The organism is Corynebacterium sp. HMSC30G07 (assembly GCF_001806945.1).
Lineage (GTDB): Bacteria > Actinomycetota > Actinomycetes > Mycobacteriales > Mycobacteriaceae > Corynebacterium > Corynebacterium riegelii.
This window is the reverse complement of the sequence record NZ_KV786480.1, coordinates 71,690-87,431: the sequence shown is the minus strand read 5'-3', so window position 1 is coordinate 87,431 and position 15,742 is coordinate 71,690. Positions and strand designations below refer to the sequence as shown.

Annotated in this window: 16 protein-coding genes; 5 read left to right on the top strand and 11 right to left on the bottom strand. The window is 60.6% G+C overall.

What is annotated here, in order from left to right; genetic code table 11:
• Positions 1-43: 43 nt before the first annotated feature.
• Positions 44-403, bottom strand: coding sequence for a hypothetical protein (locus HMPREF3104_RS10555; protein WP_141738231.1), 360 nt, complete (start codon positions 401-403; stop codon positions 44-46).
• Between the two features lie 18 nt (positions 404-421).
• Entirely contained in the window at positions 422-3,859 is a 3,438-nt protein-coding gene (smc, locus tag HMPREF3104_RS10550) for a chromosome segregation protein SMC (RefSeq protein ID WP_070495798.1), read from the bottom strand.
• A gap of 110 nt (positions 3,860-3,969) precedes the next feature.
• Here smc and HMPREF3104_RS12980 point away from each other — a divergent pair, with 110 nt between their 5' ends.
• Both HMPREF3104_RS12980 and HMPREF3104_RS10545 read left to right on the top strand, forming a co-directional pair.
• Complete coding sequence (locus tag HMPREF3104_RS12980) at positions 3,970-4,242, top strand: type II toxin-antitoxin system RelE/ParE family toxin (protein WP_141738230.1); 273 nt, start codon at positions 3,970-3,972, stop codon at positions 4,240-4,242.
• 162 nt (positions 4,243-4,404) lie between these two features.
• Positions 4,405-4,752 (top strand): helix-turn-helix domain-containing protein, encoded by a 348-nt coding sequence (locus HMPREF3104_RS10545; RefSeq protein WP_052203780.1) that lies wholly within the window; start codon positions 4,405-4,407, stop codon positions 4,750-4,752.
• Between the two features lie 21 nt (positions 4,753-4,773).
• On the opposite strand, the gene HMPREF3104_RS10540 is transcribed toward HMPREF3104_RS10545, so the two are convergent.
• From HMPREF3104_RS10540 to gdhA, 8 genes are all read right to left on the bottom strand, one after another.
• On the bottom strand, positions 4,774-5,277 hold the full coding sequence (locus HMPREF3104_RS10540) for a flavin reductase family protein (protein WP_052203779.1): 504 nt from the start codon (positions 5,275-5,277) through the stop codon (positions 4,774-4,776).
• Positions 5,277-5,561, bottom strand: a complete 285-nt coding sequence (locus tag HMPREF3104_RS10535) for an acylphosphatase (protein ID WP_070495796.1) — start codon at positions 5,559-5,561, stop codon at positions 5,277-5,279. The genes HMPREF3104_RS10540 and HMPREF3104_RS10535 overlap by 1 nt, the downstream gene beginning before the upstream one ends.
• Entirely contained in the window at positions 5,554-7,062 is a 1,509-nt protein-coding gene (locus HMPREF3104_RS10530) for an alanine/glycine:cation symporter family protein (RefSeq protein ID WP_070495794.1), read from the bottom strand. The genes HMPREF3104_RS10535 and HMPREF3104_RS10530 overlap by 8 nt, the downstream gene beginning before the upstream one ends.
• Before the next feature lie 22 nt (positions 7,063-7,084).
• A complete protein-coding gene (gene mutM, locus HMPREF3104_RS10525) occupies positions 7,085-7,921 on the bottom strand; it encodes a bifunctional DNA-formamidopyrimidine glycosylase/DNA-(apurinic or apyrimidinic site) lyase (RefSeq protein WP_070495792.1) in 837 nt (278 codons plus the stop codon).
• 1 nt (position 7,922) lies between these two features.
• Positions 7,923-8,675, bottom strand: a complete 753-nt coding sequence (rnc, locus tag HMPREF3104_RS10520; protein WP_070495790.1) for a ribonuclease III — start codon at positions 8,673-8,675, stop codon at positions 7,923-7,925.
• A complete protein-coding gene (locus HMPREF3104_RS10515) occupies positions 8,672-9,208 on the bottom strand; it encodes a YceD family protein (protein WP_070495788.1) in 537 nt (178 codons plus the stop codon). Before HMPREF3104_RS10515 ends, rnc begins: the two co-directional genes overlap by 4 nt.
• 13 nt (positions 9,209-9,221) lie before the next feature.
• Positions 9,222-9,992 (bottom strand): DivIVA domain-containing protein, encoded by a 771-nt coding sequence (locus HMPREF3104_RS10510; RefSeq protein WP_070495786.1) that lies wholly within the window; start codon positions 9,990-9,992, stop codon positions 9,222-9,224.
• A gap of 79 nt (positions 9,993-10,071) precedes the next feature.
• Positions 10,072-11,418, bottom strand: a complete 1,347-nt coding sequence (gdhA, locus tag HMPREF3104_RS10505; protein WP_070495785.1) for an NADP-specific glutamate dehydrogenase — start codon at positions 11,416-11,418, stop codon at positions 10,072-10,074.
• A 161-nt stretch (positions 11,419-11,579) separates the two neighbouring features.
• Here gdhA and HMPREF3104_RS10500 point away from each other — a divergent pair, with 161 nt between their 5' ends.
• Positions 11,580-12,752: a glycerate kinase family protein gene (locus HMPREF3104_RS10500; protein ID WP_070495783.1), complete on the top strand. Its 1,173-nt coding sequence runs from the start codon at positions 11,580-11,582 to the stop codon at positions 12,750-12,752.
• Here the strand turns inward: HMPREF3104_RS10500 and HMPREF3104_RS10495 are convergent.
• The gene (locus HMPREF3104_RS10495; RefSeq protein WP_070496037.1) at positions 12,722-13,120 is read right to left on the bottom strand and encodes a hypothetical protein; all 399 of its coding nucleotides are present in this window, start codon (positions 13,118-13,120) and stop codon (positions 12,722-12,724) included. The two genes, HMPREF3104_RS10500 and HMPREF3104_RS10495, sit on opposite strands and share 31 nt — an antisense overlap.
• Positions 13,121-13,153: 33 nt before the next feature.
• Here HMPREF3104_RS10495 and HMPREF3104_RS10490 point away from each other — a divergent pair, with 33 nt between their 5' ends.
• A complete protein-coding gene (locus HMPREF3104_RS10490; RefSeq protein ID WP_070495781.1) occupies positions 13,154-14,488 on the top strand; it encodes a DUF4921 family protein in 1,335 nt (444 codons plus the stop codon).
• Positions 14,489-14,491: 3 nt separating this feature from the next.
• Positions 14,492-15,718: an amidohydrolase gene (locus HMPREF3104_RS10485; protein ID WP_070495780.1), complete on the top strand. Its 1,227-nt coding sequence runs from the start codon at positions 14,492-14,494 to the stop codon at positions 15,716-15,718.
• Positions 15,719-15,742 lie beyond the last annotated feature (24 nt).

Sequence of the window (15,742 nt, the reverse complement as noted above, 5' to 3'; positions counted from 1 at the left end):
TCTATAGTGCCAGCCTTGGCCACACCCCTGCCAAGGCTGGGGGTTATTGTTTTACTAAGAGGGTTTCTCCGTGATCCCCAAGACGGATATCGCCTCCTGCAATCTGTTCAAAAGGAACAGCCGCTTCTGCGTTACCGGCAGAAAATACAAGCGCCCCGTCCTTCACCGAACATGTCTGCACCATCGCGTCCTGGGTGTCGGGCATGGTCTCAGCGCTCAGCTCGCAATTCTCACCGTCGATAGTCAACGTAGTTATCATCGACGAGGGGTCGTTAGCGGCTGGGTTTGTCTCGGCCTGAACATAGGTGCCATCAAGTGCACCGGCAGATGCGCAGGCAGTAAGCAACACGGACAGGGCCGAACCAGCAACCATAAGCTTTATCCATCGAAAGTTTGAATCCATAGTTGGCAATAGTAGCGGCTACTTCGGCGTGGGCTGCATGCGCTGGGAGATGACGCGGGTAACACCGTCGCCACGCATGGTCACGCCATAGAGCACGTTCGCCACATCCATGGTGGGCTTTTGGTGCGTGATCACAATCAGCTGGGAATCCTCACGCAGTTCTTCGAGCAGGGCGATGAGACGGCGTAGGTTGACGTCGTCAAGGGCGGCCTCAACCTCATCGAGCACATAAAACGGGCTGGGGCGTGCGCGGAAGATAGCAACCAGAAACGCCAGTGCCGTCAAGGACTTCTCCCCGCCGGAGAGCAACGATAGGCGCTTGACCTTCTTCCCCGGTGGGCGCGCCTCAATCTCAAGGCCCGTAGTGAGCATGTCGGTGGGATCAGTCAGGATCAGGCGCGCTTCGCCACCCGGGAACAGCGTGGCAAACACGCGCGGGAACTCCGCCTCCACATCGCGCCAGGCGTCGGTGAACAGGGTGAGGATCTGCGCATCAACGTCCTCAATCACGCCCTCAAGGTCCTTGCGTGCCTGGATCACGTCCGACAGCTGCGTGGACAAGAACCCGTAGCGCTCTTCCAGTGCCTTGAACTCCTCCAGGGCCAGTGGGTTGACCTTGCCCAGCGCGCGAAGGTCCTTCTCCGCCTGGCGCAAACGCTGCTGCTCAGCATCCAGGTCAAAGTTGTCGTCTGGCGTGTAGCCCGCAACTAAGTCATCCACGGCGATGCCTAGCGAGGAGGTGGCTTGAGCCTCCGCTTCGTCCATACGCACCTGTGCCTGCGAGCGGGCAATCTCAGCCGCATGCGCCGATTCCTGGGCACGGGTTGCAGTTTGACGCGCTGCTGCGACTGCGTTTTTCGCCTCCTGCTGGCGTGCGCGAAGTGCGCTGACGTGAGCACCACGCTCGTCGCGTTGGGACGCTGCGCGGATAAGCGCTGCGTCGATACGCACAACAAGCTCCTCCGACATGGCTGCCACCGCACGGGCCAGCTCAGCCTCAGTCTGCCTGCGCTTTTGCGCCTCATCGTGGCGTGCTTTCGCCTGACGCTCATGCTCCGCCTGCTTGCGCAGTGCGGCAGAACGCCCCGCGTTCGCCTCCGCAGCCTGGCGCGCCGAGCGAAACGCCATGGTGGCCTCCATCTCAGCGGCTTTGACCTGGGTGAGTTTTGCCTGGGCTCGGTCACGCTCCGCCGTTGATGGTTCCTCAGTCTCCGGCTCCTCAACGCGGCTGAGGCGATCCCGCGTTTCCTCCAACGCCTGCTGCTGCTTACGGGCACGCAGCTCTGCCTCGTTGACGCGGCCTGCGGCCTTCGCGTGCGTCTCCTCGCTCGCGCTCGCCTGCTGCTGCAAACGAGACAGGTCGCGGCGCCACGAGGCGACCTGCGTGTCGTGCTCATTCAGCGCCGCTTTCGCCGCAGCCGCAGCGACGCGTGCGTCCTCCGCCGCAAGGGTTGCACCCTCCAAGGTGCCAGCGAGCTGTGCCAGGTTCTCACTCGCGGTTTCCAGCTCTTTCTGCGCAGCGTCAATCTGGGCGGTGACCTCAACCGTGGTGGTTTGTGCGCTGCCAGCGGCTACCCAGCCCTCGCCAACCAGCACGCCGTCAGGGGTAACTGCCCGCAGGCGCGGATCCGCATCCACAATCTCGCGTGCCTGCTCCACATTGTCCGCCAGCGCAACATCCACCAACAGACGCGTCACCGGTCCTTGTACCTCAGGAGTCAGAACCACGTGATCGAGCAACCAGTCCACCTGAACGTCCGTCTCCAAACGCCAGGACTGGCCACCAACAGCATCAATGATGATCCCGCGCGAGGCGCCACCCAAAGCCTCAATCGCACCCGGAGTCACCTCACCCACAAGAGCCTCTGCCGCCGCACCGAGGGCCGCGGCAAGCGCAACGTCATAGCCAGACTCCGCACTGACCTGCACCGCCAAGGGACCAAAGCCTTCAAGCACCTCGGCTGCTGGCGACTTCGGTGCTTGCTCATTAAGCGCCGCAATACGCGCCTCCAGCGCAAACACCGCGCGCTCACGCTCACGGCGCGCATCCTGCAACTGCGCCAACCTGGATTCGGCAGACTGGGCCTCAGCGCGAGCACGCTCATACGCCGCGTCCAACGGCCCACGCTCAGACTCAATGACCTGCAACCGCTGGGCTACCTCTGCCGCCTCATCTTGTGCGGCTCTCGCACGCGCGCGAGTTTCAGTGAGCGTTTCTTCTAAACGACGCACCTCATCTTCCGCCGACTCCACCGCCTGCACCAAGGATTCTTCCTGCGCTAGCAGGCGCACCACGCCTTCCCTACGGTCCGCGATCGCACGCAAGCGCGCCAAGTGCTCGCGCTCAGCGGCGTCAAACTCCTCCTGGGCCTCTTCGACCAGCTCGTGGACCTCAGCTAGACGCTCCGCAGCCTCCTCCGCTGCCTCAAGCGTCTCCGCCTCACGCTGGTCCGCAGCCTTCGCCCGGGCTTCAAGTTCCTCAGGATCCTGCCCCGCGTACGGCACCGGCATCGAGGCGCTTCGGGTGCGCTCTGCTGCAATACGCCCTGTGGCATTGGCTCGTTCCGCCAGCGTGGACAGGCTGAACCAAGTGCGCTGGGCAGCCTCGGCAGCAGGCTGGGCGTCCGCCTGCTCCGCCTCGATCGTCTCTTGGATGGCTACGGCTTCCTCTAGCGCTTCTGCAGCTGCCTCCGCGCCAGCTTTGCGGAGTTCCGCTTCCTCCACCGCCTGGTTATAGGCGGTGCGAAGGGTGACGATTTGGTGGCCGGCGATGCGCAGGCGTGCGTCGCGAAGCGTAGATTGCACCGTCGCCGCACGCTTGGCAGCCTCTGCCTGACGGGCCAAGGGCTTTAACTGCTTGCCCAACTCTTCCGTCAAGTCCGTCAGACGGTCCAAGTTGGCCTGCATGCCGTTGAGCTTGCGCTGCGCCTTTTCCTTCCTGCGACGGTGCTTGAGCACACCAGCGGCTTCTTCAATGAAAGCGCGGCGCTCCTCAGGGCGCGACTCCAGGATTTCCGCAAGCTTGCCCTGGCCCACAATGATGTGCATCTCGCGGCCAATACCGGAGTCGCTCAACAGCTCCTGCACGTCCATCAGACGCGCTTTCGCCCCGTTGATCTCATATTCGCTGGCGCCATCGCGGAACATTCGCCGCGTAATCGCCACCTCGGTGAAATCAATCGGCAGGCGCTTGTCACTGTTATCAAACGTCAGCGTGACTTCCGCTCGCCCCAAAGGCTTGCGCTCACCCGCGCCCGCGAAGATCACGTCCTGCATCTTTCCGCCGCGCAGATTCTTCGCGCCTTGCTCCCCCATCACCCAGGCAAGCGCGTCCACCACATTGGACTTGCCCGAACCATTCGGGCCCACCACGGCACAAATGCCAGGCTCAAACTTCATTGTGGTCGCTGAAGCGAAGGACTTAAAGCCCTTCAGCGTCAGCGATTTCAAATGCATTCTGTGGATTTTACAGGCAGGCCACCACTCGCACTCTCATGCGGACCCTGTGCACCGAATCTGCCGCCGATCCGCTAAACTCCATATCCAATTCAGGGGGTTTCACGTAGATGGCGGGGGGATTTATGTATAGAAACCAGATTCGATGGTACGCACCAGGGGGAGAAAGCGATCCTGTAAGCAAGCGTGAATTCAAAGCCTTGTCCAAAGAGGGCCAGGGTGCGCTAGGCGCCAAGCTCAAGCGCTTAGCCAAGGCAGAAATCGGTGTACAAGATCTGCGACACATTCGCGGCGAACTCTATGAAGTCAGAGTCCAGGTTGGAGGCAACCATTACCGGGCGATGCTTATTCAGGACTCTCCAGTGCACTACATCATCCTGTGATGCTTTTTCAAAAACCAAAGAAAGACACCTAAGACCGAACTCCAGAAGGCTGAGCAGCGACTTAAAAACTGGCGGAATAGAAACTAATCACGGTCAGATATCGGCCCACGCCGATCATTACTGTAATATCGGCTATGACAGATACGCTGCAAGGGGGCGACTATGAACACCACTCAATACCGCGATTCCAACTCCGAAGAATTCGACTTCGAGGAATTATTCACTGACCCAGACATCACTGAGGCAGCGGAAGACGCAGAAACTCGGATGCGCCTTGCTGACGCATTGCGAGCTGGCAGAAAACAAGCCGGCATGTCCCAGCGCGACGTCGCCGAAGTTATGGGAACAACCCAGTCAGCTATCTCTGACCTGGAGCGCGGCGAAACTGACCCGCAGCTGTCAACGCTGCAGCGCTATGCCCGAGCTACCGGCGCACATCTAAAGGTCTTCCTAAGCTTTGCACAAGCCACTCCAGCAAACACCGCCACCCAGCACAACCAACAGGCCTAAAACCCGTAGCCAAGCAGTCGGTTACGGCTCGACCGCCTGGGCGCGCACGTCTCCCGGCTCGATGGTGCCGTGCGTGCCAAACTCACGCTGCCAGTACAGCAGCGGCTGGTTGGAGTTCACTTCAGCGTTTTCCACGTCCACCACAACCAGCACGTGATCCCCGACCGCGATCAGTTGGTTAACGGTACCTGCGACCCAGGTGTGGTTGCAGGGAAGCTTCGGCGCGGCGTCCACAACCGAAAAGCTCACACCTTCAAACCTGTCCACGCTCTTGTCCGCAAAGCGGCGAGCCAGATCGCCCTGTTCCGTGGACAGGACGTTGATGCCAATCGGTGCACCCACCGTCAGCTGCTGCAACAGTGAAGAGCGTTGATCCAGGCTCACCAGCACCATCGGCGGATCCAGCGACAGCGACATAAACGCGCTCACCGTCGTACCATGCGGTGCCTCTTCGGTTCCGGTGGTCACAATGGTCACCGCCGCCGCAAGCTGGCTCATCGCATCTTTGAACTGTTGTGCTTCCATCAACGCTCCTCGAATCCGGTGGCCCCCTTCGGCTCACTGTACTGAGCCTGTACCCCATCCACGCGGCCCGGCCGGTTCGCCGAACTCGGTTGTTCCTCTAGCAGGGCTTTTAGCTTATCGACGCCCACCGCATCCCCCTCAGCCACAACCTCCACACGTCCGTCCACAAGATTCTTGGCGTAGCCAGCTAGGCCGAGCTCCAGCGCACGCGAGCGCGTCCACCAGCGAAAACCCACGCCTTGGACATGTCCGCGGACGTGGGCCGTCATGCGGGTCTTAGGCATCCTTGCCTTCCTTGCGCAAGGCAACGCGGTCCTCGGCGCTACGGCGGGTCACCGGGTCGGACCCATCCCAAAACTCAACATTTTTGATCTCCGGCAGCATGTCACGGTGGAATACCGGGTCCACACCCTTGGAGCGCTGCTCGTTGAAGTTCTTCAGCAGCTTGATGGCCACACCACCCAGCGGGATGATCGCGATGATGTTAAACAGCGCGAGCAGACCTGCCATGGTGTCGCCCAGCGCCCACACCAGCGGCACAGAGCCAAACGCACCGAAGATGACAAAGCCGATGACCACGAGACGAAACACCGTCATCGCAGTCTTGGAGGAGGTGAGGTACTCCAGGTTTGCCTGCGCAAGGTAGTAGTTTCCAATCACGGAGCTAAACGCCAGGAAGAACAGAATGAACGTGATAGCGTGCGCGCCCCACGCGCCCACGGAGTCGGCGAGTGCGGACTGTGTCAGTGCAGCACCCTGGATATCGTCCATGCCGTAGTCCACGGCTGGGCCGAGCAGCACCACAAAAGCGGTAATGGAGCAGACCAGCAGGGTGTCAAAGTACACACCGAGGGTCTGCACCAAGCCCTGCTTTACCGGGTGGGACACGGTTGCCGTTGCCGCAGCGTTCGGCGCCGACCCCATACCGGCCTCGTTAGAGAACAAACCACGGCGCATACCCTGCGTAAACGCCAACCACACGCCAGCACCAGCAACCTGGCGGATACCCAGCGCGTGGCCCACGATCATGGCAAACATGTCGGGGATCTCAGTAATGTTGACCACAAGCACCCAAACACCCATCAAGATGTAGGCACCAGCCATGAACGGCACGATGACCTGCGTCCACGACGCAATACGGGTGACACCGCCGAAAATCACCAACGCGGTCAAGACTGCGATCACGGCAGCAACGATTGCCTTTAGCTGCATCGAGTCACTGTTCAAGGAACCGCCGACAGCCTCCACGATGGAGTTGGTCTGAATCGCGTTGTAGACAAAGCCGTAGGTAAAGGCCAAGAAGACGGAGAACAACACAGCCAGTGGGCGCCAACCAAGCCCTCGCGTCATGTAATACGCCGGGCCACCGTGGTAGTTGCCGTCTGCATCCTTGGTCTTCCACAGCTGCGCCAGAGTCGACTCCACAAACGCGGTCGCGCCACCAAGCAACGCCAGCATCCACATCCAGAACACCGCACCTGGGCCACCGATCGAGATAGCCAGCGCCACACCTGCGATGTTGCCGGTGCCTACACGCGAGGCAGCAGAAATAGTGAATGCCTTGAACGCGGACAGGCCGCCGTATTCCTCATCCAGGTCACGACCTTCACGGTCTTTCCCCTTCGGGGTTTCTGCAACAGCCTTCAGCATTGCCGGGAACAGGCGGAACTGCACAAACAACGTGCGCAGACCGAAGTACACACCGGCCGCAACAAGGAACCATGGCACCAGGCTCCAGATGAAGCCGTTAAGTGTGCCGTCTACAAAAGAAAAGGCGGAATCCATAGGCGGCAGTTTAGCGAGTGATCTAGAGCACTTGGCAACTTGGGCAGAAAAAACTCGAGCGTTGCCCCACCATTACCCGCTCAATTGGGGTGCCGCAGCGCGCACACAGCTCACCTGCGCGCCCATAGGCGTGAAGGGACTGCAGGAAGTTTCCGGACTCACCGTTGACGTTCACGTACAAGGCGTCAAAGCTGGTCCCACCTCTGGCAAGCGACTGCGCCATCACATCACGCGAGGCTTCAAGCACGGCTTCTGCGTCACGCTGGCGCATGGTGCGCGCAGTGCGCCACGGTTTGATCCGTGCCGCCCACATCGCCTCATCGGCATAGATGGACCCGATGCCGCTGACCACTTCCTGGTTGAGCAGCACCGACTTCACAGGTGAATTCTTCCGCCGCACGTTGCGCGCCGCCTCACGCAGATCAAACGCGGGGTCAAACGGATCCGGCGCAACATGCAGCGCTGGGCGCGGAATTCCTTCAACTAGCTCGGCGTACTGCCAGAACCCAAACGTGCGCTGATCCACAAACGCAAGCTCCAAGGGCTCCTGGCCGGGAGCAAGCAGCTCTGCCCGGATGCGTACGTGCGGGCTTTGGGTAAACCCAGGAGCACCCACAAGCATTTGTCCACTCATGCGCAGGTGGGTGAGTAACGCGCGGCCGTTGTTAAGCAGAAGCCACAAAAATTTCCCTCGCCTGCCGGTGCCGGAAATGCTCAGCCCCGGCAAGACCTGGGTGAGATCCACAGTGTTGCCGCGCACCGCACGCGGGTGCAGCACTTCAACAGCACCAAACGTGCGGCCAACTGCAAGCTCATCTAAACCGCGGCGAACAACCTCAACCTCGGGCAGCTCTGGCACGCTACACCTCAAACACGTGGTCGCGCAGGTAGCGCACCGCCTTGTGTGCAGCCTCTTGTTCAGCCAGCTTCTTGTTCGGGCCCTTGCCAGTGCCGCGAACCTCACCGTCTATACGAACCTCAGCTGTAAACACTTGGTTGTGCTCCGGGCCGTGCGCTACCGCTGAATACTCAGCTACCGGCAGCTTCAACTCCGCCAGACGCACCTGCAGATCAGTCTTCCAATCATGGTGACGGCTCGTTGCCGTGGCGGTGCGCAGCTTCGAATCAAACAAACGCAGCACCACATCACGCGCCGGCTCAAAGCCATGCTCCAAGTACAGCGCGCCAAAGAGTGCCTCGGTGGTATCGGCCAGGATGGACTCCTTCTGCCTACCACCGGTGACCTCTTCGCCCTTGCCAATAATCACATGCGGGCCAAGGTTGATCTCACGAGCTACATCCGCAAGGCCGTAGCGCGACACAATCGCCGCACGCATCGGGGAAAGCTCAGACTCCGGACGGGTCGGGTACAGCTCAAAAAGCTTGGTGGCCACAGACAGGCCGAGAACCGCATCACCCAAAAACTCCAAACGCTCATTGTTTGGCAAGTGATCATTTTCATTAGCAAACGAACGGTGCGTCAGCGCCAACTTCAGCGCCTCATCTGACAGCGGCAAGCCAAGCGCCTCGATCAGTGGGGTGTGATCCACCGCATCATAGGCCAGCTGCCACGCTTCCTCACCACTTACCCGCTTCTTGCGAGACCGGCTCACAGGAACTTCTCCAAACCAGCCCAGCGTGGATCCACTCGCTCCTGCTCCTCGCCCGAAACACCATCCGGTGCAGGGACATCAGAGTCGTGGTCGCACTCCGGCTCACACGTCGGGTTAAACGGCCAGCTCAACCCGGCCTCATCGATAAAGGCCTGCTCCAGATCGACGTTGTCGTCCACAACAGACTTGATTTCATTGCCAGAGCCCGTGTCTTCATCCACCTCTGCGTCTCCAGTAATGAACGCATCGCTGGTAGAAAACACCTGCTCAATCCGGATGCTTTCCGTCGGGTTCAGCGTTTTCAAGCAACGCACGCACTGCCCTGTCAAGGTTGCGGTAGCGGTGGCATCAACCATCACGCCCGAGCCGAGCGGAATTACCGTGGCCTCCACCGTGACGGTTTCCCCTTCGGGGATAGCAATCATTTCCGGACCAATACGCGACGGCGACGGCCCAGTCTGGGTCACCGTAACCGGCATGCCGTCGCCATACAGGGCGTCAGCAACATTAATGATGAAGGGATTTTCAGACATAACGCCTTACACACTAGTTGGTGCGCGGGCGACGCGTCCTCTCACGCGCTGGGTAACGCTCAGGCTGCTCGTGACCAGCATCAACTCGCTGCGCACCAGACACTCCAGCGCCGCGACGCAATGCGGAACGATCCGAGCTGACCGTTCGCAGTACCGAAGACAGGGACTCTTCAAACTCCGCCAACTTCGCATCCACGTAGCTGTCGCACTCAGAGCGCAGGCGGGACGATTCCACGTTGGCCTGCTCCACTAGGCGGCGTGCCTCTTCATCTGCACGCTGCATGACCTCGGATTCTGAGACCAGACGCTGCTGCTGGGCGAGGCCTTCATCAACGCTGCGCTGGTATTCCTGGTTACCGGACTCAACCAAGCGATCGGCTTCCTCGCGCGCACGGCCGACGGTGGTATCCGCCTCCTCACGAGCCCGCCCTACCAGCGCGTTAGCGTCATTTTCCGCGTTGGACACCAGCATAGTGGCCTGCTCCTGCGCATCAGCCAGCATGGAGTCATACTTTGCATGCGCATCGTCTACAAGCCTGCGCGCCTCATCTTCTGCCCCGTATACCAGGTCATCAGCGCGCTCTTGAGCGCCGCGCAGGATCTCGTCCTGCTTGTCCAGTACGTCCTGAGCATCATCTAGCTCTTCTGGAAGCGCGTTACGCAAATCATCCAGAAGTGCCAGCATCTCGTTGCGCGGCACCATGCAGTTCGACGTCATGGGCACGCCGTAGGCTTGCTCCACCGTTTGGACAAGTTCATCGAGAGCTTCAAAAACGCGGTACATGCCTCAAACACTACGGCGCAAACGGAGCATTTTGCTTTACGACGCTCCGTTGCCCCCACAAACCGCCCTAGATCAGACGCTAGATCACGCCCTGCGCCAACATGGCGTCAGCCACCTTGGTAAAGCCCGCAATGTTGGCGCCCACAACGTAGTCGCCCTCACGGCCATATTCAGCAGCGGTGTTCTTTGTCACCTTGAAAATGTTGGACATGATCTTGTGCAGGCGCTCATCCGTGTAATCGAAGCTCCAGGAATCGCGCGATGCGTTCTGCTGCATCTCCAGTGCGGAGGTAGCCACACCACCGGCGTTGGCTGCCTTGCCCGGACCGAAGCTGATCTTTGCCTCACGGAAGACCTCAACGGCATCAGCGGTGGACGGCATGTTCGCACCTTCTGCCACGTAGCGCACACCGTTGGCAATCAGGGTGCGTGCGTGGTCAGCGTTCAGCTCGTTCTGCGTTGCACACGGCAGTGCCACATCTGCCTTGAGGTCCCAGATGGAACCGTCCTCGTGGTAGGTGGCACCCGTTGCGCCTTCAACGTAGGCGGAAACGCGCTCGCGGCGGCGTTCCTTGACGTCACGCAGCAGCTCAACGTCCACACCGTTCGGGGTTTCTACCCAACCGGAGGAGTCGGAAAAACCGACCACGGTTGCGCCCAGCTCCTGGGCCTTGGCAATGGCGTAGATAGCCACGTTGCCGGAGCCGGACACGATCACGCGCGCACCGTCGAGCGACTCGCCCTTAGCCTTGAGCATTTCGTTGGTGAAGTACACCGTGCCGTAGCCGGTTGCCTCCGTACGTGCCAGGGAACCGCCCCAGGTCAAGCCCTTGCCGGTGAGCACGCCGGACTCGTGCTGGTTGACCAGGCGGCGGTACTGGCCGAACAGGAAGCCGATCTCACGGCCGCCAACACCGATATCGCCTGCCGGTACGTCGCGGTACTCACCGATGTGGCGCCACAGCTCCGTCATAAAGGACTGGCAGAAACGCATGATTTCGCCCTCGGACTTACCCTTCGGGTCAAAGTCCGAGCCACCCTTGCCGCCGCCAATGGGCAGGCCGGTCAGGGAGTTTTTAAAGATCTGCTCGAAGCCCAGGAACTTAATCACGCCCAGGTTCACGCTTGGGTGGAAGCGAAGGCCACCCTTGTACGGGCCCAGTGCGGAGTTGAACTGGACGCGGAAACCGCGGTTGACGCGAATGTTGTTGTTGTCATCCATCCACGGCACGCGGAAGATGATCTGGCGCTCTGGCTCACACAGGCGCTCGATCAGGCCATAATCTGCGTAGTGCGGGTCCTTCTCCAGGACAATCTTCAACGAGTCCAGCACCTCTGCAACAGCCTGGTGGAACTCCGGTTCACCTGCGTTGCGCTTCAGCAGTTTGTCGTAATAGCCAGCTACCTCTTGATCAATTGCACTCATTTCGGGCAACCTCCATAATCTCAGTTCTCAACTTTGCAGCAGGCTCATACGGCGGCGGGTTGTACCTCAAGCCGGGATGTCTTTACACCGTGCCGCGATAAACTTTAGCCCTATATTGTTCACTCACACACATTTTTTTCATTTTTGAGGTTACAAGGAATATGAGCTTCACCACTTCTTCCCGCCCAAGCGCTCCTGTTGAGGAGGAACGCAGCGCCAGCGTTGTCATTGCTCCCGATGCGTTCAAAGGCACGGCTAGCGCGGAAGATGCCGCACAGTGGCTGGGCGAGGGTGTCCGCGAGATTATTCGGGACGCAGAGGTTTTGCTCGCCCCGATGGCAGACGGCGGTGAAGGCACTTCCACGTTGTTTGAAGGCGAACGCATTACCTTGCCCACCACGGATGCGGCTGGCCGCCTGACTGAGGCGACCTACACATATGACGCTGCAACAACTACTGCGTTTATCGATGTCGCTGCTGCTTCCGGCCTGCCGGCCGTGGCTGATTCCCCGGTGGTGATGACTGGAGATACCTATGGCACTGGCGTGCTGATTGCAGACGCCCAGACGCGCGGCGCGACCCGCATCGTGCTCGGACTGGGGGGATCGGCCACCGTTGATGGTGGCACGGGTATTTTGGTCGCCCTTGGCGCGAACCCGCTAAACGCCGCTGGATACCAGCTCTCCCCGGGTGGCGGACATCTGCGTGAAATCGCTGATCTGGATACTGCCAAGGTGAACATCCCCGCCGGCGCGGTGGAATGGGTGCTGCTGACAGACACGTCGGCACCCGCGTGTGGCGCCGACGGTGCGGCAGCCGTGTTCGGCCCGCAGAAGGGAGCTTCGCCTGCAGACGTCGCCGTGTTGGACGAAGGTCTTGCCACCCTGTGTGACGTTGCGGGTATTGACCCCAACACCCCGGGCCTTGGTGCAGCTGGTGGCGTGGGCATTGGCATTACCTGGCTGTCCACCCTGCTGCACGGCAATACCGAGCACGTGAGCATCCAGCCCGGCGCGCGCGTAGTTGCGCAAGCCAATGGTGTGGTGGATGCGTTGCAGGACGCTTCGTTGGTGATTACGGGCGAGGGCGCGTTTGATTCCCAGACCGCCACTGGCAAGGTGGTTGGCACGCTGTGCGATTTGGTGGCGGAGCACAATCCGCAAGCGGTTGTTGCCATTGCTGCGGGAGCATTTAACGCCGAAGTGCCGAAGATGGCGGGCGTAGATCCGATCGCGGTCACACTGTCAGACAGCACTGATGTGCGCGAGCAGCTGATCCAGGCTGGCCGTGAGATCGCCGTGGCTTACCTCAATATCTCCACCATCCAGGGGTAGACGGACGGCACTTCGAACTGATCTTGCTGTTCGAGTGCTGCCGGGTCATCCGGCAGTGTGGCTTTGGGCGTCAGGATGCGTGATAGCCCCATGGCAAGGCGGTTGTAGCTGTCGGCGCCTTCCGCATCGATGAGGTAGCGGTGGACCTCGGCGCCGTCCTCTTCGGCGCTTACGCCACGGTCGGTTTCGTAGGTGGCGGCAAGTTGGGTGTGCGACGCGGCGTCGATAAGCACGATGCCCTCTTCAACCACTGTGGCGGCGGTGAGCATCTCCCGGCGCACCAGGATGTCGAGTGCTCGGCTGAATGCTGCTCCGATTTCGGGGGCGTATGCGGGCGGAACGAGGACATCGAAACGAATCTTCGGCATGGAGCCAAGGCTAGCGCGAGTAGTGTGCAAGGCATGCCTTTCCCTCTCTCTTCAGCCAGATCCGCGTTGTCCACCATGGCTGACGGCACGGTGAAACAGTTCAGCCCGTTTACCGGCACGCAGGTGTGGACAGTGCCTGGGCGCGGCAACCGGCCGCTGAGTGCGCGTAAGACGGACCCGGAGCCGTTGGGTCCGAACGCGCATGTGGATACCTGTAATTTCTGCCAGGCGCGTCTGCTAGCTACCCCGCCGGAGAAGTCACGGATGGTACGCACGGCAGGTGGTTGGGAGATTCTTCGGGATCAGTTCCCGGATCAGCTGGAGACAACGCAGGCGGAGTTTCGCCGTGTGCCCAACCTCTTTGAGATCGTCTCCTATGACTACTGGGCACAAAACTATGGCTACGAAATGGCCGCGGATCGCCGCGCCCACATGGAGGCCTACCTGGCGGACCATGCAGGCCGTGAGCACGTGTACGCCATCGCTCGCACTCGCCTAGCTGCCTCCGGCATGAGCACCGACCCAACTGAGGAGGAGCTTCAGGCCATTGTTCCCGCCTACTTCGGCGGCGGCCATGACGTGATCATTGCCCGAAGGCACTTTATCGACGGCGCCAGCGATGACTCCCAACTCGCCAGCTCCGGAACCCTCACGCCTAAGGAGCACCACGCGTTTATCGCTTTTACTATCGACGCTTTGCGTAACCTCTTAGCATCCAACCCCTACAGCCCATACGTAGTGGTGTTCCAGAACTGGCTGGCCGCCGCCGGCGCAAGCTTTGAACACCTGCACAAGCAGCTGGTGGCAATCGATGAGCGCGGCGTGAACGCCGATCTGGAGATTGCGAAACTGCGCCAGAACCTGAACCTATACAACGAGGTTGGCGTGAACTTCGCCCAACAGCACAACTTGGTGATTGCGGAAAATGACTACGCCGTTGTTGTCGCCGGTATTGGCCACCGCTACCCCACCGCCAGCGTGTACTCCAAGTCCGCAACGTGCGAGCCGTGGCTGCAAAGCGACGAGGAGGTGCGTGGCTTTTCTGACCTTCTCCACGCAATCCACGCCGCAACCGGCCCGGATGTTGCCTGCAACGAGGAGTGGCACTACCGCCCAGTGGACCTAGATGTGCCCATGCCGTGGCGCGTGAATCTGAAATGGCGCCTGTCCACAGTGGCAGGTTTTGAGGGCGGGACAAAGATCTACGTCAACACGCTTTCACCCTTTGACGTGCGCGACCGGCTGGTGACCAACCTGTACCGCCTGCGTGATCAAGGCGCGATCGCGCCGGGCATCCGCATAGCCGCTGAGTGCGGGGTGGAGCGCAACGTGCTGAAATACAACCCAATGCTGAAAGGGAGTGAATAACAAGTGGCCGATTTTGCCCGCACCGTTTCCAACCTGATCCGTGAGTACCCCATAGACGCTGCCTGGCAGCGCGATGTCTACGAGTGGATGCACATGCACCCGGAACTTGCGATGCGGGAGGTGGAAACGCAGCGCCGAATAGTAGAGGAGCTCACGCGCTTCGACTGCCGCGTGATCACTCCCATCGGCGGCACCGGCATTTGCGCCGTGTTTGAAAACGGGCCGGGCAAGGTGGTGTTGCACCGCGCGGATTTTGATGCGCTTCCGGTTGTGGAGGAAACCGGCGTGCCGTACGCCTCCACCAACGGCGCAATGCACGCCTGCGGCCACGATATTCACACCACTGCGCTTTTGAGCATGTGCGACATGTTGGACCGGGCTCGGGAGCACTGGTCCGGCACGTTTGTGGCACTGTTCCAGCCGGCGGAGGAAACCGGTGAGGGCGCTGCGGCGATGGTGGCTGACGGACTGCGCGAGAAAATCCCTGCCCCTGACATCTGCTTTGCCCAGCACGTCATGCCAGGGTTGGCCGGCGAGGTGATGAGCAAACCCGGCCCACAGTTCGCCGCGTGTGACTCCATCCGCATCACCATCCCTGGCCGCAGCGCGCACGGCTCCATGCCGCACGAGTCGATCGACCCGACGTTTACCGCCGCGATGATCATCACCCGCCTGCAGGCCATCGTTGGCCGGGAGGTAAACCCGGCTGATTTCGCCGTGGTCACCGTCGCATCCATGCACGCCGGCAGCACGAACAACATCATCCCGGGCTCCGCGGAGCTGGTGCTGAACTGCCGCTTCTATTCCGACGAGGTCAAGGCCCGCGTCTACGCCGCAATTGAGCGCGTGGTGCGCGCCGAAGTGATTGCCTCCGGTATTGATGCACAGCCGACGATCTCCTATTTCGCCCATGGGGAGCTGTTGACTAATGACGCCACGGTGTTCTCCTCCATTCGCCCCCTCCTAGATGCCCACTTCGGACCGCGCTCTGTGACCGCGGACCCGAAGACCGTGTCGGAGGATTTCCCAGCGATCCCCGCCGCGTTTGATGTGCCTTACTTCTTCTGGCTGGTCGGCTGCACGCCTGAAGCAGACTTCCGCCGAGGCAACATTCCGGTCAATCACATGCCGACGTTTTTGCCGGATTACGAGCCAACAATCCGCTCCGCCACGGAGGCTGGTTTGGTCGCTGTGTTGAGCGTTCTGGGTACCGGCGCGGAGCAACGCTGAGTAAATCGTGTGACGCCGGTAGGC